At 59.4% G+C, this 18,138-nt stretch carries 16 protein-coding genes and 3 pseudogenes; 9 read left to right on the forward strand and 10 right to left on the reverse strand.

Features of this window, described 5'->3' with window-relative positions; genetic code table 11:
• Positions 1–3: 3 nt before the first annotated feature.
• Positions 4–1,150 (reverse strand): annotated as a pseudogene (locus L0Z65_RS05035) (acyl-CoA dehydrogenase family protein).
• Positions 1,151–1,189: 39 nt separating this feature from the next.
• Here L0Z65_RS05035 and L0Z65_RS05040 point away from each other — a divergent pair.
• A complete protein-coding gene (locus L0Z65_RS05040) occupies positions 1,190–3,214 on the forward strand; it encodes a UDP-N-acetylglucosamine-peptide N-acetylglucosaminyltransferase (RefSeq protein WP_405111344.1) in 2,025 nt (674 codons plus the stop codon).
• Positions 3,215–3,474: 260 nt separating this feature from the next.
• Here L0Z65_RS05040 and L0Z65_RS05045 read toward each other — a convergent pair whose 3' ends face one another.
• The 3 genes from L0Z65_RS05045 to L0Z65_RS05055 form a co-directional block, all read right to left on the reverse strand.
• Positions 3,475–4,074 carry a L,D-transpeptidase gene (locus L0Z65_RS05045; protein ID WP_405111347.1) on the reverse strand — a complete coding sequence of 200 codons (600 nt, stop codon included), beginning with the start codon at positions 4,072–4,074 and terminating at the stop codon, positions 3,475–3,477.
• A gap of 183 nt (positions 4,075–4,257) precedes the next feature.
• Positions 4,258–5,286: a fatty acid desaturase gene (locus L0Z65_RS05050; RefSeq protein ID WP_102896894.1), complete on the reverse strand. Its 1,029-nt coding sequence runs from the start codon at positions 5,284–5,286 to the stop codon at positions 4,258–4,260.
• Between the two features lie 213 nt (positions 5,287–5,499).
• Positions 5,500–6,999 carry a CoA-acylating methylmalonate-semialdehyde dehydrogenase gene (locus L0Z65_RS05055; protein WP_102896895.1) on the reverse strand — a complete coding sequence of 500 codons (1,500 nt, stop codon included), beginning with the start codon at positions 6,997–6,999 and terminating at the stop codon, positions 5,500–5,502.
• A gap of 132 nt (positions 7,000–7,131) precedes the next feature.
• On the opposite strand from L0Z65_RS05055, the gene L0Z65_RS05060 reads away from it, so the two are divergent.
• The 3 genes from L0Z65_RS05060 to coaD all read left to right on the forward strand — a co-directional run bounded on the left by L0Z65_RS05060 (position 7,132) and on the right by coaD (position 9,156).
• Positions 7,132–8,028 (forward strand): LysR family transcriptional regulator, encoded by an 897-nt coding sequence (locus tag L0Z65_RS05060; protein WP_096871401.1) that lies wholly within the window; start codon positions 7,132–7,134, stop codon positions 8,026–8,028.
• Between the two features lie 56 nt (positions 8,029–8,084).
• Complete coding sequence (locus L0Z65_RS05065; RefSeq protein WP_096871400.1) at positions 8,085–8,519, forward strand: CBS domain-containing protein; 435 nt, start codon at positions 8,085–8,087, stop codon at positions 8,517–8,519.
• Between the two features lie 142 nt (positions 8,520–8,661).
• Complete coding sequence (gene coaD / locus L0Z65_RS05070; RefSeq protein WP_014874824.1) at positions 8,662–9,156, forward strand: pantetheine-phosphate adenylyltransferase; 495 nt, start codon at positions 8,662–8,664, stop codon at positions 9,154–9,156.
• Positions 9,157–9,225: 69 nt separating this feature from the next.
• On the opposite strand, the gene L0Z65_RS05075 is transcribed toward coaD, so the two are convergent.
• Both L0Z65_RS05075 and gap read right to left on the reverse strand, forming a co-directional pair.
• Positions 9,226–9,369: a hypothetical protein gene (locus L0Z65_RS05075; RefSeq protein ID WP_167385675.1), complete on the reverse strand. Its 144-nt coding sequence runs from the start codon at positions 9,367–9,369 to the stop codon at positions 9,226–9,228.
• A gap of 103 nt (positions 9,370–9,472) precedes the next feature.
• On the reverse strand, positions 9,473–10,474 hold the full coding sequence (gap, locus tag L0Z65_RS05080; protein ID WP_405111352.1) for a type I glyceraldehyde-3-phosphate dehydrogenase: 1,002 nt from the start codon (positions 10,472–10,474) through the stop codon (positions 9,473–9,475).
• Between the two features lie 283 nt (positions 10,475–10,757).
• On the opposite strand from gap, the gene L0Z65_RS05085 reads away from it, so the two are divergent.
• Both L0Z65_RS05085 and L0Z65_RS05090 read left to right on the forward strand, forming a co-directional pair.
• Positions 10,758–11,729 (forward strand): DUF808 domain-containing protein, encoded by a 972-nt coding sequence (locus L0Z65_RS05085; protein WP_405111355.1) that lies wholly within the window; start codon positions 10,758–10,760, stop codon positions 11,727–11,729.
• Between the two features lie 42 nt (positions 11,730–11,771).
• Positions 11,772–12,185, forward strand: coding sequence for a hypothetical protein (locus tag L0Z65_RS05090; protein WP_123618699.1), 414 nt, complete (start codon positions 11,772–11,774; stop codon positions 12,183–12,185).
• Positions 12,186–12,252: 67 nt separating this feature from the next.
• Here L0Z65_RS05090 and tkt read toward each other — a convergent pair.
• Positions 12,253–14,275 (reverse strand): annotated as a pseudogene (tkt, locus tag L0Z65_RS05095) (transketolase).
• A gap of 283 nt (positions 14,276–14,558) precedes the next feature.
• On the opposite strand from tkt, the gene L0Z65_RS05100 reads away from it, so the two are divergent.
• Complete coding sequence (locus tag L0Z65_RS05100; RefSeq protein ID WP_405111358.1) at positions 14,559–15,557, forward strand: hypothetical protein; 999 nt, start codon at positions 14,559–14,561, stop codon at positions 15,555–15,557.
• A complete protein-coding gene (locus L0Z65_RS05105) occupies positions 15,557–15,955 on the forward strand; it encodes a cell division protein ZapA (RefSeq protein WP_405111361.1) in 399 nt (132 codons plus the stop codon). Before L0Z65_RS05100 ends, L0Z65_RS05105 begins: the two co-directional genes overlap by 1 nt.
• A gap of 78 nt (positions 15,956–16,033) precedes the next feature.
• On the opposite strand, the gene L0Z65_RS05110 is transcribed toward L0Z65_RS05105, so the two are convergent.
• Positions 16,034–16,510, reverse strand: coding sequence for a TetR/AcrR family transcriptional regulator (locus L0Z65_RS05110; RefSeq protein ID WP_405111364.1), 477 nt, complete (start codon positions 16,508–16,510; stop codon positions 16,034–16,036).
• Positions 16,511–16,645: 135 nt separating this feature from the next.
• Between L0Z65_RS05110 and L0Z65_RS05115 the strand changes: the two genes are divergently transcribed.
• On the forward strand, positions 16,646–17,326 hold the full coding sequence (locus L0Z65_RS05115; protein WP_405111366.1) for a DUF1295 domain-containing protein: 681 nt from the start codon (positions 16,646–16,648) through the stop codon (positions 17,324–17,326).
• A 111-nt stretch (positions 17,327–17,437) separates the two neighbouring features.
• Here L0Z65_RS05115 and grxD read toward each other — a convergent pair.
• Both grxD and L0Z65_RS05125 read right to left on the reverse strand, forming a co-directional pair.
• Positions 17,438–17,803: pseudogene (grxD, locus tag L0Z65_RS05120) on the reverse strand (Grx4 family monothiol glutaredoxin).
• Between the two features lie 101 nt (positions 17,804–17,904).
• Entirely contained in the window at positions 17,905–18,135 is a 231-nt protein-coding gene (locus tag L0Z65_RS05125) for a hypothetical protein (RefSeq protein WP_405111369.1), read from the reverse strand.
• Positions 18,136–18,138: the final 3 nt, after the last annotated feature.

Genomic DNA, 18,138 nt, shown 5'->3' on the forward strand with positions numbered 1-18,138 from the left:
GCCTCAGTGGTTTTCGGCCAGAAGATGGCGCGCGGTGATCACGCGCATGATCTCATTGGTGCCCTCAAGGATCTGGTGGACGCGCAGATCGCGCACCAGTTTCTCGATGCCATAATCCGCGAGATAGCCGTAACCGCCATGCAGTTGCAGGCATTGATCAACGACCTTGGATCCCGCTTCGGTGACGAATTTCTTCGCCATGGCGCAGTGTTTAGACGCATCCGGTGCGCCCTGATCCAGTTTCCACGCGGCTTGACGCAGGAACACACGGGCCGCCTGAAGCTCGATCTCCATATCCGCGAGGCGGAATTGCAGCCCCTGAAATTGATCAATGGATTTACCAAACGCTTTGCGCTCGGACATATATTGCAGGGTCATCGTCAGCGCCTGCTGGGCCGCGCCAAGGGAGCAGGAGGCGATGTTCAGACGCCCGCCATCGAGACCTTTCATCGCGTAGGTGAAGCCTTTGCCCTCTTCTCCGACCAGATTGTCTGCAGGGATTTTGCAATCGTCGAATTGAACCTGGGCTGTGGGCTGGCTCTTCCAGCCCATTTTATCCTCAAGCCCGCCAAAGCTGAGGCTCGACGGTGCCATCCTCGACATAGACCGTGGAGACACCTTTGGGGCCGTCCTCCCCGCTGCGGACCATGCAGACATAGGCGTCGGAATAGCCGCCGCCGGAAATGAACGCCTTGGTCCCTTTAAGGGTGTAACCCTCGTTGGTTTTGGCGGCGCGGGTCTTCAGCGCGGCAGCATCTGAGCCGGAACCGGGTTCCGTGAGACAATAGCTGAGCACGGTCTTCATCGACAGGATGTCCGGCATGATCCGCGCCTTCATCTCGTCACTGGCAAAACTGTCGAGCATCTTGGCGCACATATTGTGGATCGACAGGAAAGCGGCCACAGACGGGCAGGCCATCGACAGCGCCTCAAACACCAATGTGGCATCCAACCGCGACAGGCTGGCGCCACCGGTTTCCTCAGAGACATAAAGCGCGCCAAAGCCCAGCTCACCGATCTGCGGCCAGAGTGATTTCGGAATGGTGCCCTCAGCCTCCCACTGGCGGGCGAAGGGGGCGATATGCTCCTGTCCAAAGGCGAAAGCCATATCGAAAATGGCGGTCTGTTCCTCGGTCAATGCGAAATCCACAGCGTGTCCTCCCTCGTGTGAACGCAGCCCGGCCCGGATATGATCCGCCGGGGTCGTCATGAATTGAACGGTTGTTTATTTTTTAGCGACCCAAGGGCGACAGGGCAAGCCGCAGCGGTGCAAAGCTGCTGTGCAGAAATGTCGGTTTGTCCTCGATTCAGGCGGATAAGTAAGGGCATTGCTGCAAGAAGTGCGAGCGGTAGGGCAGTGAACCGTTTCTTAGGTATTTTCTTTCAAACTGGTCGAAATTTGTCAAAAACCGGGGCGCATCGCAGCCGCGGAGGATCAGCTGAGGGCAGAATTTCGATGAACAAGCCATTGCGCACCAAACATCTTTCCAAATCGGCGCGTCGCAAACTGGAAGCCACTGCGGTATCTCCTGCGGACCGGCTTAAGGCGGAGGCCGCCCGAGCCTTTGTAGAGGCGGATTACCCACGCGCGCGCGATCTGACGACGCAAGCACTAATGTTTGAGCCAGGTAATGCGACGTTGCATGCAGAGATTGCGTCCAGCTTTATGCAGGAAAAGAAATACGAACTTGCGCTGAAGCATCTGATGGGGGCGCTCAAACTGGAGCCACTTAACCCGAAATGGCTGAGTGCAATCGGCACCATATTGTTTTTGATGGACAAATTGGGGGACGCGGTTGGCTTCTTTGAAGCGGTGTATCAGCTGGAGCCGGAAAACGCGATGAATGTCTCGCGTCTGGTTCAGTCGCAAATGAATCTGTGTGATTGGTCGGTTTACGATGATCAGAAAAACAAGCTGAGAATTCTGGACAATGACCCGGCCAACGGCGACCCATTTACAACCCTGCTATATGTGGATGACGCGGCCTTTCAAAAAAAACGCGCCGTTACGAAATCGAAGACCAAGGCTGCTATTTCAGGACGGAAGGTGGCGCATAAATTCAACCGTACCTCTGTAGCAGGACGCAAGATCCGGGTAGGATACTTCTCCTGTGATTTTTTTAATCACGCGACAATGTTCCTGATGGCGCGCCATTTTGAACTGCATGACCGGGACAAATTCGAAATCTATATCTACGATTATAGCGAAACACCTGACAATGTGATGCGTCAGCGGGTGCTCAGCGCGGCTGATTGCTACCACCAAGTCTCGGATATGAAAGATGAGGATGTCGCCGAACTGGCACGGGCGGATGGCCTCGATATTGCCATTGACCTGAAAGGCTACACCAAACATGCTCGGCCTGCGATTTTTGGTTTTCGTGCAGCACCACTGCAGATCTCCTACCTAGGATACCCTAGCACCACGGGCATGCCGACAATGGATTACTTCCTCGCGGACCCTATCACCGTCCCAAAAGAGGGGCGACGCCATTTCTCAGAGAAAATCCTCTATATGCCGAACTGTTATCAGGTGAATGATAACAGCCGTGAGCATCCTGAAAATCTGCCGACACGGGCCGATATGGGGCTGCCGGAAGATGCGGTTGTGTTCTGTGCGTTCAACAACCACAACAAGGTTACTCCGGTCGAGTTTGATATCTGGATGGACCTGCTGAAGCAGGTGGATAATAGCGTGCTGTGGTTCTTGGCTGCCGCTGATGTTGTCCGTGCCAATATCCTTAAGGAAGCAGAGGCGCGCGGTGTGCCTGCGGATCGGATTGTCTTTGCTGGGCGCTGCAGTACACCGGATCACGTGGCGCGACTGCCTCTGGCGGATATCTTCCTCGATACTTTTGCCTGTAATGCCCACACCACAGCGAGTGAGATGCTGTGGTCCGGCGTGCCGGTGGTCACCAAACCAGGGGAGCAGTTTGCCGCCCGTGTTGCGGCCAGCATTGTGACGGCGGTTGGTTGCCCTGAGCTGATTGCCGAAACGGAAGAGGCGTATCGCGCGCTGGCGTTGCGTCTGGCCACCCGGCCTGAGGAGCTTAAGGCGCTGCGGGAGAAGCTTGCGGCGAATATCTCCACCACGCCGCTATACGATACTGAGCAATATGTTCGGGATTTCGAGGCGCTGATGGAAAAGGCGATCCTGCGCTATGATGACGGTCTGAAACCGGATCATCTGAGCCTCGCTGACGGCAAGGTCTAACCACGGCGGAGACGCGAAATGCGTTGCGGTCAGACACGGGCTGTCTGCTATTGGATCCCGCGCTGCAAGGTTATCAGACTAACCAGATAAAAAGCGCGCGCCGGATTGCCGGTGCGCGCTTTGCAGATTTGCAGCCGGTTGGGTTCTGCTGCTTGAGGTTCGACCTTAGCAGGGTCCTGGCAGACACCGGTCTTATCGGCCGCACTTCTCATTGACGTGGCGACTAGGCCGCGGGTCTAGCGGCTGGGCTCCGTCGGCGTCTAAAGCAGGCGCACCTGGGTGCCGACCTCCACCATTTCATAGAGCGCTTCGACGTGCTGATTATAAAGGCCAATACAGCCGGAGCTGCTTTGGCGGCCGATCTTGCGGGTGTCATGGGTGCCATGAACCAGATAGGCGGGCCAGCTGAGGTACATGGCGCGGGTGCCCAAGGGGTTGCCGGGGCCGCCATCCATCCGCAGGGGCAGCGAGGGGTCGCGTTCGCGCATTGAGGCTGTCGGTGTCCAGCTCGGGTTCTTGGCCTTGCGCACCACCTTGGTGTAACCGCGCTTGGTCAATTCCTCTGTCATCGGCACGGAGGAGGGGAACAGCCGATAGGTGACCCCGTCACCGCCCCAGTAGTGCAGCGCACGCGAGGAGATATCGGCCAGCATACAGCCGACGCCCAACTCATCAAAATGATCCTGCCAGGCCTGCTGCTGGAAGGAGGAGATGTTGCGTTTGACCGGGATTTCGGTCTCGATCTTTGGCTCTGCCACCGGGAAGGCGTCGCTGGATTGCGCGCGCAGCAGGGTCGGGGTGGCCAATGTGGCGCCAAGCCCGGACAGGGCGGCGCGGCGGGTCATATGAAGTTTGCTCATGGTATCCTTCGACGGTCTGCTCGGACATGCGGCCTTTAATTAAGCATGGCACCGCAATTTCCTAGGGGCCGGACGGTGATTTCCGCCAGCCTCACAGGGTTGTGTAACCTTAGGATGCCACAAATGGCGACATCCCGCCGTTGGCTGATAGCAGGCGGGACCGTCCGCCCCAGCTGGTAATGATCAGCCGTAGAGCTGACGGACCTGCGCGAAGGACAACAGGCGTTTGCTGTTTTCGTCCCACAGATGCAGCCGCGCGTTTGCGAGGCTTTCGCGGATGGTCATCCGGTTGCCCTCGGCCAGTTCAGCATGATCGCGCAGCACCTGCGGCAGGCGGTAAAACGGGATACGGCTGTAGAGGTGATGCACATGGTGGATGCCGATATTGGCGCTGATCCATTGCAGCACGGGGGGCAGCACGTAATGTGAGCTGCCGTGCAAGGCCGCGTCATGCAGCTGCCAGTCGTCTTCCTGTTCCCACTGGGTGGTCTCGAACTGGTGCTGAACATAGAACAGCCACAGCCCGGCGGTGGCCGCAAGCAGGGTCGCCGGGACGAAGATCAGCAAAAGCGGCATCAGCCCGCCGAAATACCAGATCGCGGCCAGCGCAATAACGATGGTGAGATTGGTGCCCATCGCGCTGATCCAATAGCGGGCCTGTCCCATCAGACCAAAGGGAATGCGGTTCTGCAGAAAAAACAGATAGCCAGGCCCGATGGCAAACAGGGTGACCGGATGGCGGTAGAGCCGATACATCAGACGACCCCAGCGGCTTTCGGCGCGGTATTCGGCAACAGTCATGGTGTGGATATCGCCCATGCCACGTTTGCCGAGGTTGCCATGGGTGCTGTGATGGATCGAATGAGTGCGGCGCCAGACATCATAAGGCGTGAGGGTCAGCACTCCGATGATGCGCCCGACCCAGTCGCTGAGCCGCCGGTTGCTGAAAAACGAGCCATGGCCGCAATCATGCTGAATGGTAAAGAGCCGCAGAAGGAAGGCCGCGATCAAAACCGACAGGCCCAGTGTCAGCCAGTAGCTGACCGAGAGCGACCACCAGGCCAGCGCCCAGAGCAGCACAAAAGGCACAACGGTGACAGTCAGTTCAAACAGGCTGCGCAGCATATTGGGCTCGCGGTATTGCGCGAGGATCTTGACCCAATCACGCGCCGTCTTCTCAGCCGCCTGCGGCCCGTTTTGCTTTTGGGACATACTTATCTGCCTGTCGTTTCACTGCCTCTGGCAGACCGGATAGACTACCGGTGGTATTGAGCAAGTAAAATCCGGACCAAATAGGCCAAAATCACGCGCAAGTGCGCAGAAATACGGGGAGTGCGGCGCGGCAACATCAATTGCGGGCGCTCGCCATAAGAAAAGGCCCCGGCAGCGCCGGAGCCTTGAATTACTGGCGGATTGACCTGAAAATCAGTCCATCGCCTTGAAGTTGAATTCGCCACCTTCCTTGATGCCCGAGGGCCAGCGGGAGGTCACGGTCTTGGTGCGGGTGTAGAATTTGAAGCTGTCCGGGCCGTGCTGGTTCAGGTCGCCGAACATGGATTTCTTCCAGCCGCCAAAGGTGTGATAGGCCAGCGGCACGGGGATTGGCACGTTGATGCCGACCATCCCGATGTTGACGCGGGACGCGAAGTCACGCGCGGTGTCGCCATCACGGGTAAAGATCGCGGTGCCGTTGCCGTATTCGTGGTCCATCGCCAGCTTCAGCGCGTCCTCATAGCTGTCTGCACGTACGGTGGACAGAACCGGGCCAAAGATCTCCTGCTTGTAGATGTCCATGTCCGGGGTGACATGGTCAAACAGATGTGCACCGACGAAGAAGCCGTCTTCATAGCCCTGCAGTTTGAAGTCGCGGTTATCAACCACCAGCGTCGCACCCTGATCCACGCCGGACTGGATCAGGCCCAGGATCCGCTCTTTGGATGCAGCGGTCACAACCGGGCCGAGGTCGACGTCGTCGCCTGCGGTGTAGGGGCCGACTTTCAGCTTTTCGATGCGCGGGATCAGCTTCTCGATCAGCTTGTCGGCGGTTTCTTCACCGACGGGAACGGCCACGGAGATCGCCATGCAGCGTTCGCCAGCCGCGCCGAAACCGGCGCCAACCAAGGCGTCTGCGGCCTGGTCCAGATCGGCGTCAGGCATCACGATCATGTGGTTTTTGGCACCGCCAAAACACTGCGCGCGCTTGCCGTTGGCGGTGGCGCGGGAGTAGATGTACTGCGCAATCGGGGTGGAGCCGACAAAGGACACGCCCTGAATGATCTCGCTGTCCAGAATGGTGTCAACGGCTTCCTTGTCGCCGTTTACGACCTGGAACACACCTTCGGGCAGACCGGCTTCGACAAACAGCTCCGCCAGCATCAGCGGCACGGAAGGATCACGTTCGGAGGGTTTCAGCACCACCGCGTTTCCGCAGGCCAGGGCCGGGCCGACATGCCACAGCGGCATCATGGCGGGGAAGTTAAACGGCATGATGGAGCCGACAACACCCAGCGGCTGGCGCATGGAATACATGTCGATGCCGGGGCCTGCGCTGTCGGTGAACTCGCCTTTCAGCATCTGCGGTGCGCCGATGCAATATTCGACCACTTCCAGACCACGCTGAAGGTCGCCCTTGGCATCCGGAATGGTCTTGCCGTGCTCGCGGGAGAGCGCCTCGGCCAGCTTGTCCATGTCGCGGTTCATCAGCGCGACCATTTTCATCATCACGCGGGCGCGTTTCTGCGGGTTGGTGGCGCCCCAGGCCGGCTGCGCGGCAGCGGCTTTTTCGATCGCATCGGTGGTTTCCGCAGCACTGGCCATCGGGCACTGGTACTGCACGTCGCCGGTTGCGGGGTTGAAAACATCGTCAAACCGGCCCGAAGTGCCGGAGACCAGTTTGCCGTTGATAAAGTGGCCGAGCTCTTTCATCGGATCCTCCTGTGTTCATCTTGGCGATATCCTAGGCTTGCAAAAAACACTGGAAAAGAGGAAAGATCTCAAAGAGGCTTTGCAGGAACGCAAAGGTTAACAGAATGTTGACGGCAGGAGGAGGGAAAGCTCATGGATCCACAATGGGATGACATGCGGGTGTTCCTGGCAGTGGCGCGGGAGAGCAGCCTGTCGGGGGCGGGGCGGATCCTTAAAATGGATCCGGCAACGGTCGGGCGGCGGATCTCTCGCTTTGAAGAGGCGCTGGATACGCCGCTGTTTGTGAAATCACCGCAGGGCTATGCGCTGAGCGCCGCCGGGGACCGTCTGTTGGGTCATGCGGAGGCGGCAGAACAGGCGATGCGCGCGGGGCAGGAGGCTCTGGTGGGGCCGAGCGATACGCTGTCCGGGCAGATCCGTATCGGTGCGCCGGACGGAAGTGCCAATTATCTGTTGCCGCAGGTCTGTGCCAAGATTGGCGCTGAGAACCCGGATCTGGACATCCAGATCGTCGCCCTGCCGCGGGTCATCAACCTCAGTCGCCGTGAGGCCGATATGGCGGTGACGGTCAGCGCGCCGACCGCTGGCCAGCTGTTGGTGCAGAAGATCACCGATTACAAACTGCACTTGGTGGGATCGCGTCACTATCTGCGCGAGCATCCGCCGATCAAGACGCTGGAGGATCTGAAGCACCATAAGATGATCGGCTATATCCCCGACATGATCTTTGATCGCGAATTGGATTACCTCAACAACCTTGGGGTCGAGCGTGTGGCGCTGGCCTCCAATTCGGTGTCGGTGCAGATCAAACTGGCGGCGGAGGGCACCGCGCTCTGCGTGGCGCATGATTTCACGCTGCCGTCGCATCGCTCCCTGCGCAAAGTGCTGACCGACAAAATTAGCCTCAGCCGCAGTTTCTATCTGGTGCGCCATCAGGGAGATCAGCGCAGCGACCGGCTCAATCGCTTTGCGCAGGCGTTGTCAAAAGGCATACGCGACGAAGTGGTCCGGCTGGAAGGCTTGACTTGATGCCGCGATAGGGCAACCCTTGGTGGTACGCAAGAAAATTACAAAAAGGAGCGCCTATGCTGGTTCAATTGATTCTGAAGTCCAAGGCAAGCTCTGGGGTGGTCACCATTGCTCCTGAGGCAACGATATCCGAGGCTGCCAAGCTGCTGGGCGATCATAAGATCGGAACCGTAGTGGTCTCCAGCGATGGCGAGACCGCTGAAGGTATCCTGTCCGAGCGCGATATCGTGCGTGAACTGGCCCGCAGTGGCTCCGGCTGTCTCAGCAAGGCCACCAGTGAGTATATGACCCGGAAGCTGGTCACCTGCACCAGCCAGTCCAACGTCGAGGATGTGTTGAAACAGATGACCGAGGGACGGTTCCGCCACATGCCTGTGGTGGAAGACAGCAAGCTGATCGGTCTGGTGTCACTGGGCGATGTTGTGAAGGCACAGCTGGCTGAGGTTGCGATGGAGAAAGATGCTCTTGAAGGCATGATCATGGGTCACTGACCCTGCGCCTCGACAACGGCCATGGCCTGTGTCGAAGCCCTGACGTCACGGCGCAGGAGCGGGTCGGTATTTCCACGCTCTTGCGCCCCGATGACAAAAATGTTTGCTTGCGCGCATCCAACCAGCAGGCAGGAGAGGCCCCATGCGTATTGGCTTGTATCCCGGCACATTCGATCCCATCACATTGGGGCATATAGATATTATCCGCCGGGCCAGCGCGCTGGTGGACAAGCTGGTGATCGGCGTTGCGATCAACCGCGACAAGGGGCCATTGTTTTCGCTGGAAGAGCGTGTCGCCATGATCGAGGCGGAATGTGCCAAGCTGAGCGAGCAGACCGGGACCGAGATTGTCGCCCATCCGTTTGAGAACCTGCTGATTGATTGTGCCCGAGACGTCGGCGCGCAGATCATCGTACGGGGGCTGCGGGCGGTGGCTGATTTCGAATATGAATTTCAGATGGTCGGCATGAACCGGGCACTCGACAGTTCGGTCGAGACGGTGTTTCTGATGGCCGAAGCGCGGCATCAGGCGATCGCCTCAAAGCTGGTGAAGGAAATCGCGCGGCTTGGGGGGGATGTCTCGAAATTTGTGACGCCGCTGGTCGAAAGCGAGCTGCGCCGTCAATTGGCCAAGTAACGCGTGCCACATTGATCGCATGCTAGGGCGGTCCCGTTTGGGGCCGTTTTTTGTTGTCTGTCCGAAAAATCAGCGCCAGAAGGCGATCCAGTCGATCAGCTCAAACAGGCGTTTGCCCAGAAACACCATATGCTCGCTGCCATAAAGCGAGAGATCCACGGCAAGAGCGGTCAGGATCAGCAGCGCAAGAAAGAGGGCAACTTTGTTGGTCATGATCCCGGCTCAAAATAAGATACGCCCGGCCAGATATGCCTGACCGGGCGGTGTCTTACAAGTCGCAGCGCCTCTCGAGAACACGCTGTGCTTAGCGCAGGGATTAGCCCAGACGCCCCATTGCGACAGCCACATCCGCCATCCGGACGGAGAAGGCCCATTCATTGTCATACCAGGCGAGAACGCGGACCAGGCTGTTTTCCACCACGCGTGTCTGATCCGGGGCAAAGATCGAGCTGTGTTCTGAGTGATTGAAGTCGATCGACACCAGCGGCGCAGGCTCATAGCCGATCACGCGGGACATATGGCCCTTGGCGGCTTCGCTCATGATGGCGTTGATCTCGGTCACGCTTGTCTCTTTGCTGGCGCGGAAGGTCAGATCCACAGCGGAGACATTCGGCGTCGGCACGCGGATCGCGGATCCGTCCAGACGGCCTTTGAGGTTCGGCAGCACCTCACCCAGCGCCTTGGCCGCACCTGTGGTGGTGGGGATCATCGCCATTGCCGCGGCACGGGCACGGTAGAGATCGTCGTGACGACGGTCCAGGGTTGGCTGATCCCCGGTGTAGGCGTGGATCGTGGTCATGATCCCGCTTTCGATGCCGACAGTTTCATCCAGCACCTTAGCGAGCGGGGCCAGACAGTTGGTGGTGCAGGAGCCGTTGGAGACCATCCGGTCACCGGCGCGCAGCTTGTCGTCGTTGACGCCGAACACGATGGTCTTATCGACATTGGTGCCGGGGGCAGACAGCAGCACCTTCTTGGCACCGCGCGCCAGATGCGCCTTGGCTTTTTCGCCGTCGTTGAATTTGCCGGTGCATTCCAGCACGACGTCACAGCCGGACCAGTCCAGTTCATCCATATTATAGGTGGAGAACATCTGCATGTCGCCACGGCCGAGGTTCATGGTGTTTTCACCCAAGGTCACCTCACCGGGGAAACGGCCATGCACGGAGTCGTATTTCAGCAGATGCGCTGCGGTCTCCAGCGGGCCGGTGGCATTCACCTTGACCACTTCGATATCGTCCCGGCCAGAGGCTGCGATATGCGCCAAGGTGCAGCGGCCGATGCGGCCAAACCCGTTGATCCCGACTTTGATGGTCATATGCGTATCTCCAAGCGAGCAAGAATTGTCCTCGCTATAGCGGCCATTCCCTCGGGTCAAAAGCTTAAAAATGGCATTATTCCAGACTGTTAGCGCAAAACTTGACTGGTTGCGGTAACGGAATTGACTGATTGCGATAACGGTTTTACCCGTCGGTGCGGGCAGCAGATGAAGACAGCATCAAAGGCCCGGCGGGAACAAACGGGCGGCTCAACGGCTTGTACCTGATAGGCGATAGGATAGGGTGGGCCAAAATGCGCGCGACTAGAAAAAGGATCCCGGTATGAGCGGTTTGTTGGCTTTGCTCGATGATGTGGCAGGCATTGCAAAGGTGGCTGCGGCGTCAGTGGATGACGTGGCAGCAGCGGCGGGGAAGGCCGGGGCCAAAACGGCGGGCGTGATCATCGACGATGCGGCGGTGACACCGAAGTATCTGCAAGGCTTTGCCCCGGCGCGCGAACTGCCGATCATCTGGCGCATCACCCGCGGGTCGCTGTTCAACAAACTGATCCTGCTGATGCCGGTCGCCATGTTGCTGGCCAATTTCGCGCCTTGGGCAATCACGCCGCTGCTGATGCTGGGCGGATCCTATTTGTGTTTTGAGGGCGCCGAGAAGATTTTTCACGTGCTGTTCCCGCACGCAAGCCACGCGGTCCACGAAGATATGAGCGTCAAGGACCCCGGTCATCTGGAAGAGCAGAAGATCAAGGGCGCCATCAAAACCGATTTTATCCTGTCCGCTGAGATCATGACCATTGCGCTGGCTGCCATTGAGGCGCCGAATGTCTGGATGCAGGCGGCAACACTGGCGGTGGTCGCGATTGGTGTGACGTTGGCTGTCTACGGCTCGGTTGCGGTGATCGTGAAGATGGACGACGTGGGCCTGTATCTGGCGGGCAACGCACCAACGCCCATCGGGCGTGGGCTGGGCCGTGGGCTGGTGAAATTCATGCCGGTGCTGATGTGGATCCTGTCGGTGGTCGGCACCGCCGCGATGCTCTGGGTTGGCGGTTCCATCATCATTCACGGGCTGGAGGTGCTGGGCTTTGGCTGGCTGGGCCATCACATCCACGACTGGGCTTATGCCGTCGGCCACGCGGTGCCTGCCGCCTGGGCGGGCTTTGCTGAGTGGAGCGCCAAGGCGGCGATGGATGGGGTGTTCGGCCTGGCCTGGGGACTGGTGCTGATCCCACTGGCGACGAAGGTTGTGGGGCCGGTGATTGCGGCGATTTCGGGGAAGTCTGCGGGACACTGAAAGTGATAAGTCATATGATTGCAATAGTTTGAGGATTCGCTTTTGAATAAGCCAATTATCAAGATTCTTTCCGGCCCAACTCCAAACCAAGTCGCAGCAGGTGAAATCTCGACAGGCGGAACGGCGTCTTTGCTCTCGGCAATCAGTAAGGCAGCGGACCTCGCCCCCATGGACGTGAAACAGTTGTACGGTTTCCTCCATTTTCGCCTGCATTCCGCAAAACAGGCACAAGCTCGCAGTGGCTGGTTCGGAGGCCGGTTATTCAACAAATTCAGCGGCGAGTCTTCGGACTATGTCCCGCTTTCCGGCACTCAAATGACGCAAGCTTTCCTTGCTGCGGGGATAGAACCTCCAGAATTCATCGTCGCCAGCGGTAACTACGAGCTGCGTTTGGACTATGCACAGAAAGCCTATGATGCGTTGAAGGAAATGGCCGAAACTGACAACGCGCAATAGGTGGTTCAAACCGAAAAAAAAAGGGCTCCGACAGGAGCCCTTTTCTGTTTCTAGTGTTTGACGGGCCTCAGCCCAGCAGCTCTTTCACTTTCGCCACTGTGCCCTCAGCCGTAATGCCGAAGCGCTCGAACAGCTCGCCTGCGGGGGCGGAGGCGCCGAAGCTGTCCATGCCCACGAATGCGGCTTTCTTTTCCTGGCCGCGTTCACCCATCAGCAGACGATCCCAGCCGCCTGCACGCATGGCGGCCTCAATACCGACGCGGACGGGGCCTGCGGGCAGGACCTTGCGGCGGTAGGCTTCGTCCTGCTCTGCGAACAGCTCCATGCAGGGCATGGAGACCACGCGGGTGCCGATGCCGTCGGCTTCCAGCTTCGCCTTGGCGTCCATCGCGACAGAGACCTCAGAACCGGTGGCGATCAGAATGACCTGACGCTTGCCCTCAGCTTCGGCCAGAACATAGCCGCCCTTGGCTGTGAGGTTGCTGAGCTTATGCTCGGTCCGCACGGTGGGCAGGTTCTGACGGGTCAGGGTCATCACCGAGGGGGTGTCCTTGGAGGTGAGGGCGATTTCCCAGGCCTCTGCGGTTTCCACGGTGTCGGCGGGACGGAACACGTAGGTGTTCGGGGTCGCGCGGCAGATCGCCAGATGTTCGACCGGCTGGTGGGTCGGGCCATCTTCGCCAACGCCGATGGAATCATGGGTCATGACAAAGACAGTCGGGATCTTCATCAGGGCCGCCAGACGCATCGCGGGGCGGGCATAGTCGGTGAAGCAGAAGAAAGTGCCACCATAGGGGCGCATGCCGCCGTGCAGCGCCATACCGTTCATCGCGGAGGCCATGCCGTGCTCACGGATGCCCCAGTAGACGTAACGGCCCTTGCGATTATCCGTGTCAAAGATGCCCAGATCGCCGGTCTTGGTGTTGTTGGAACCGGTGAGATCCGCAGAGCCGCCCACGGTTTCCGGCATGATCGGGTTGATCACTTCCAGCGCCATCTCGGAGGATTTCCGGGTGGCCACCTTGGGCTGGGTTTCGGAGACCTGCTTTTTCAGCGCCTTGACGGTGGCGGAGAGTTTCTTGGGCGCGTCCAGCGCATAAGCACGGTTGAAGCGGTCCTGCTTCTGCTGGGAGGCTTCGGCAAAGCGGGCTTCCCAGGCTTCGCGTTCGGATGCGCCGCGCTGGCCGATGGCTTCCCACTGGGATTTGACGTCTGCGGGCACATCAAACGGGCCGGTGGTCCAGCCATAGGCCGCTTTGGCGTCCCGCATCTGGTCGGCGTCGGTCAGCGCGCCATGACCCTTGGAGGTGTCCTGTGCAGCGTGACCCAGCGCGATATGCGTCTTGCAGGCGATCATCGACGGTTTCTTCGACTTCTTCGCCGCGGTGAGCGCCTCGTCGATGGCCTTGGGGTCGTGGCCGTCGATTTCGATGACCTGCCAACCCGACGCCTTGAAGCGCTGCACCTGATTGGTGCGGTCGCTGAGTTCAACGGTGCCGTCGATTGTGATGTTGTTGTTGTCCCAAAGCACGATCAGCTTGCCCAGGGAATGACGACCGGCGAGGCCAATGGCCTCCTGGCTGATGCCTTCCATCAGGCAGCCGTCGCCCGCGATCACATAGGTGTGGTGATCGACCAGCTTGCGGCCATACTGCGCGCGCTGCATTTCTTCTGCCATGGCAAAGCCGACGGCATTAGCGATGCCCTGACCCAGCGGGCCCGTGGTGGTTTCCACCGCATCAATCAGGAAATTCTCGGGGTGGCTAAGCGGTCAGCGCGCCCATCTGACGGAAGTTTTTCACCTGATCCAGCGTCACTTGCGCGTCACCCATGAGATAGAGCAGCGAGTAGATCAGCATGGAGCCGTGACCGGCGGACAGGATAAACCGGTCGCGGTCGGGCCACTGGGGATTGGCCACATCGAACTTCATGTGTTTTTCAAACAGGACGGTGGCGACATCGGCCATGCCAATCGGCATGCCGGAATGGCCCGAATTTGCCGCAGCAACGGCATCAAGGGTCAGGGCACGGATGGCCGCGGCCTTGGTCCAATGTTCGGGGTTTGCGTTGCGCAGGGCTGTCAGATCCACTGGATTTTTCCTCTGGGTTTTCGGCAGACTGAGCGCTCAATAGCAGTGATATGGCAAAGATCAAGCGTTTGCGCGGCTTCCTGCGCGAAGTTGACGCTGCAAGTGGTTGAAAGCAAACAGGGGGTAATTTATCCCTGCATGAACTAAGCTGGATGTGCAGCGTCAGATCCACCTTGATTCGCGCCCTGGATGCAAAACAGGCCGCCGAACGTGGGTGAGAGCGCTGCATATGGGACCGGCGGACAAGACCGGCAGACACTCACGGGGTCGTAAAGGGGCAGGCATGGAGCAGATCGAAGAATTGCAGGGTCGGATCCTGGCGGCAATGGACCGGATTGGCAGCGGTGCTGCGGCGTTACAGGCCAATGCGCGCGCCTCGGCGGAGGCCCATGTTCAGGCCCAGGCAGAGGCCCAGTCCAAGACGGATGCAGCGCAGAATGACCTCAGCCGCGCGCTGGAAGAGGAAAAACTCGCCAATGCCCAGCTGGAAGAGCGGCTGAAAGTGCTGCGCGCCAAGCTGGAAGAGGCCGAGGCCAACGCCGCCCCGGCGCCCGGCGCCGATATCGGTGAGCTGGCCGCGCTGCAATCCGAGGTGGAGTTGCTGCGCAATGAGCTGAGCAACACCAGCGAGAAAGACGCGCTGAAGGCAGAAGTGGCGCGGCTGAAACAGGAAATGGAAGTGCAGGGCAATGAGGCGGCCACCGCCCGCGAAACCCTGCAAGATGAGCTGGACGAGGCGCAGGCGTCGTTGGCGCGACTTCAGGAAGAGCTGGCCGAACAACCGGATGATCTGGGAGCGGCAGTCGACACCGCTGCGCTGGAGGCTGAGGCGGAGGCGCTGCGGCGCCAACTGGAGGCCGCACAGTCCGACGCCGCGCGCGCGACAGCCGCGCTTGCGGAACGTCCCGCAGGCCCGAGTGTCGAGGATATCGCCCAGCAGAATGAAACGCTGCTGCGTCTGGATGCGACGTTGCAAGAGCTGCGGCAGAGCAATGATCAGCTGCGCGCCTCCAACGCGGCCCTGCGGGAGGCGAATGCAGCGGGCGTTGGCGACGCGGCGCTGATCAACGCGGCGCTGCAGGCCGATATCGATGCGCTGACGGCGGCGCGGGCCAGCGATCAGGCTGAGGTCAACGCAGTATTGGCCAAACTGGAGCCGCTGCTCGGGGCGGAGGCGACCATCGCCGACCCGGCTGGGGCGCCATTTGCGGATACCGCAGTCATGTCCGCTACGCCGCCGCCGCTTACCGCCCAGCCTATGCCCGAAGGGGAGGAAATCTGATGCCCGAAGTCACTATTCATATCGGGGGTCGCGGTTTTGAAGTCTCCTGCCAGGAGGGAGAAGAGAGCTATCTGCATTCCGCCGCCAAAATGCTGGATGATGAGGCGCAGGTGCTGTCCGACCAGATCGGGCGGATGCCTGAGGCGCGGATGCTGTTGATGGCGGGGCTGATGCTGGCGGATAAAACCGCCGCCGTTGAGGACCGCATCAAGGAGATCGAGGCCGAGCTGGCGGAGCGCAATGCCGAATTGGCGGAGCTGCGCGCAGCACCGGCACCGGAGCCGGAACGGATTGAGGTGCCTGTTGTGCCGCCACTGGTGACCGAGACATTGGCGGAGCTGGCCGCGCGGACCGAAGCGCTGGCGCAGGAGCTGGAAGAGCAAACCGCAGCAAGCTAACTGGTCCGGTCAGAGAATTGTAACATGAAATAGTCACCGCAAGCCTCTGGGTTTGCGGTGATTTTTACATGGACGGCTTTATCGTCCAGACATGAATTCGAGCAGCAGCGTGCCGAGCAGCTGGGCAAGGGCGGTCTCTGCCGCGCCCTCTCCGACAATGTCCGCAACAGCCCGGCGATATGTCGACAATGCAAGCTGCATCGCCTCATCTGCGGCGATCTCCTCGGCGGATTTACCGCGCAAATAGTCGAAAATCAGCGCCATCTCCCGGGCAAAACCCGGCCGCAGCAGATCCGTCAGCTGTGCCAGTTTCTGTGCCTCAGTTGCATCCGGTGCGATGGCCAAGGACGCGAATGTGCCCATCACCTGATGCGTGCAGGCCAGAAACAGCGACTCCTTGGTCGGGAAATAGTGATAGAGCGCGCTTTTCGACAGCCCCAGATGCGCGGCAATTTTGCGCATACTGCTACCGGCATAGCCATGGTGTGAAAAATACTCTGCCGCGCGGCGGGCAAGACCCTGGCTGTGGGCGTCGTGGTCAATAATCTTCGGCATTATTTCGTCCATATGGTCGAAATAGAATTGACAGAGCCCAGACGAACTGTCCAATAGTTTTTGCAGACCATTTGGACGAAATAACCCGCCAGATCCGGAGTACGGTCGCGGCGGAAATCACGAAGGGACATTCGAATGAGCAGCAACTATGGCGGTGTTGACCGCTCCCATGGGCGGTCGTTGCGCAGCAAACTGTGTTTTGCAGCCCTGCATGCCGGATCGGTGTTGGTCTGCCTTTGGCTGGCTTTTGGCGGGCTGGACTGGCCGGATCCCATGCGCGCGAAACTGCTGGCCGGGGCAGCTGCGCTGTATTTCCTGCGCCATCTGGTGACGCTGTTTGTCCTGCTCCAGCGGAAGGTCGATCTGTCGGAGGGGCTGGGGCTGGCGGCATTTATGGCCGCTTTCGAAATTGGCTTTCTGCTGTTGGGCGCGGGGCTGATCTCCGGCGCGGCGGCGCCGTTTGGTCCATGGGATATTCTGGGCGGCGTGCTATTGCTGATCGGATCCGCGGTGAACACCGGATCGGAGCTGCAGCGGTGGCAGTGGAAAAAGCAGCCAGAGAGCAAGGGGCATTGTTACACCGGTGGGCTGTTTGCCTATGCGATGCATGTGAACTACCTCGGCGACAGTATTCTGTTCACCGGATGGGCCATCCTGACAGCGTCGCTTTGGGCGGGAGTCGTGCCAATACTGATGACGGGCATGTTCATTTTCTACCATATTCCGGCGCTGGACCGGTATCTGGCGGATCGCTACGGGGCGGAGTTCCGCGCCTACGCTGCGCGGACGGCGAAATTCCTGCCCTTCGTCTATTGAGGTGGCGCAGTCGCAAAGCGCTTTCATGACGAAAAAAGCCTGCCACGCAGACCGTGGCAGGCTTTTTCATTGTGTTTCTGAGCCGATCGCGTTGGATCGGATGCCGCAGGTTTAGCCGTTGGCTTCGCGGATCTTGTCAGCGGCGTCCTTGTCGAAGGTGACGCCGTTTTGTTCAAACATTCCGTCCAGTTCACCCGACAGGGTCATCTCGGTGATGATGTCGCAACCGCCCACAAACTCACCTTTGACGTAAAGCTGGGGGATGGTCGGCCAGTCGGAATAATCCTTGATGCTTAAGCGCGCAGTTCCTCATCAGCCAGCACATTCACATCGGTGTAGTCGACGCCGATGTAATTCAGGACGCTTAGCCACGCGTGAGGAGAAGCCACACTGCGGCATATCCTTGGTGCCCTTCATGAAGAGCACGACATCGCTGGCTTTGACGGTTTCGTCGATGCGGGTTTTAACGTCGGTCATATTGCGTTTCCTTTTGGCGGATGGGCCGATGGTCCGTTGGCCGTCATATAGGCACAAAGCGGGGGTTTGCCAATCGGCGCCGGGAATTTCGGGTGGCGCTGTTACTTTTTGCCCTTGGGCACAAAGAAGCGGGCGTAGGCGTCCGGATCCTTGGGCACCTTCCAGGTCCGCATTGAACCACCCCCCATGCCCGACTGATAGTCAGAGCGCAGGGTGTGGTGATCCGGATCTGTTTCATCCTCTTCAATCGGCGCGCGGCGCTGGCCAATCAGCGCGACAAGCGCGGTCATGACAACAATGCCGAGGATCAGAAGGGACATGAACAGCGACATGTC

It is taken from the genome of Phaeobacter sp. BS52, from assembly GCF_045040595.1.
In the GTDB taxonomy this organism is placed as follows: Bacteria; Pseudomonadota; Alphaproteobacteria; order Rhodobacterales; family Rhodobacteraceae; genus Phaeobacter; species Phaeobacter piscinae.

What these genes read in the sequence shown, in the direction of transcription:
- L0Z65_RS05040 (WP_405111344.1), top strand. Translation starts at nt 1,190, where the DNA reads ATGATCCGCCGGGGTCGTCATGAATTGAACGGTTGTTTATTTTTTAGC.
- L0Z65_RS05045 (WP_405111347.1), bottom strand. Translation starts at nt 4,074, where the DNA reads ATGAGCAAACTTCATATGACCCGCCGCGCCGCCCTGTCCGGGCTTGGC.
- L0Z65_RS05050 (WP_102896894.1), bottom strand. Translation starts at nt 5,286, where the DNA reads ATGTCCCAAAAGCAAAACGGGCCGCAGGCGGCTGAGAAGACGGCGCGT.
- L0Z65_RS05055 (WP_102896895.1), bottom strand. Translation starts at nt 6,999, where the DNA reads ATGAAAGAGCTCGGCCACTTTATCAACGGCAAACTGGTCTCCGGCACT.
- L0Z65_RS05060 (WP_096871401.1), top strand. Translation starts at nt 7,132, where the DNA reads ATGGATCCACAATGGGATGACATGCGGGTGTTCCTGGCAGTGGCGCGG.
- L0Z65_RS05065 (WP_096871400.1), top strand. Translation starts at nt 8,085, where the DNA reads ATGCTGGTTCAATTGATTCTGAAGTCCAAGGCAAGCTCTGGGGTGGTC.
- coaD (WP_014874824.1), top strand. Translation starts at nt 8,662, where the DNA reads ATGCGTATTGGCTTGTATCCCGGCACATTCGATCCCATCACATTGGGG.
- L0Z65_RS05075 (WP_167385675.1), bottom strand. Translation starts at nt 9,369, where the DNA reads ATGACCAACAAAGTTGCCCTCTTTCTTGCGCTGCTGATCCTGACCGCT.
- gap (WP_405111352.1), bottom strand. Translation starts at nt 10,474, where the DNA reads ATGACCATCAAAGTCGGGATCAACGGGTTTGGCCGCATCGGCCGCTGC.
- L0Z65_RS05085 (WP_405111355.1), top strand. Translation starts at nt 10,758, where the DNA reads ATGAGCGGTTTGTTGGCTTTGCTCGATGATGTGGCAGGCATTGCAAAG.
- L0Z65_RS05100 (WP_405111358.1), top strand. Translation starts at nt 14,559, where the DNA reads ATGGAGCAGATCGAAGAATTGCAGGGTCGGATCCTGGCGGCAATGGAC.
- L0Z65_RS05105 (WP_405111361.1), top strand. Translation starts at nt 15,557, where the DNA reads ATGCCCGAAGTCACTATTCATATCGGGGGTCGCGGTTTTGAAGTCTCC.
- L0Z65_RS05110 (WP_405111364.1), bottom strand. Translation starts at nt 16,510, where the DNA reads ATGCCGAAGATTATTGACCACGACGCCCACAGCCAGGGTCTTGCCCGC.
- L0Z65_RS05115 (WP_405111366.1), top strand. Translation starts at nt 16,646, where the DNA reads ATGAGCAGCAACTATGGCGGTGTTGACCGCTCCCATGGGCGGTCGTTG.
- L0Z65_RS05125 (WP_405111369.1), bottom strand. Translation starts at nt 18,135, where the DNA reads ATGTCGCTGTTCATGTCCCTTCTGATCCTCGGCATTGTTGTCATGACC.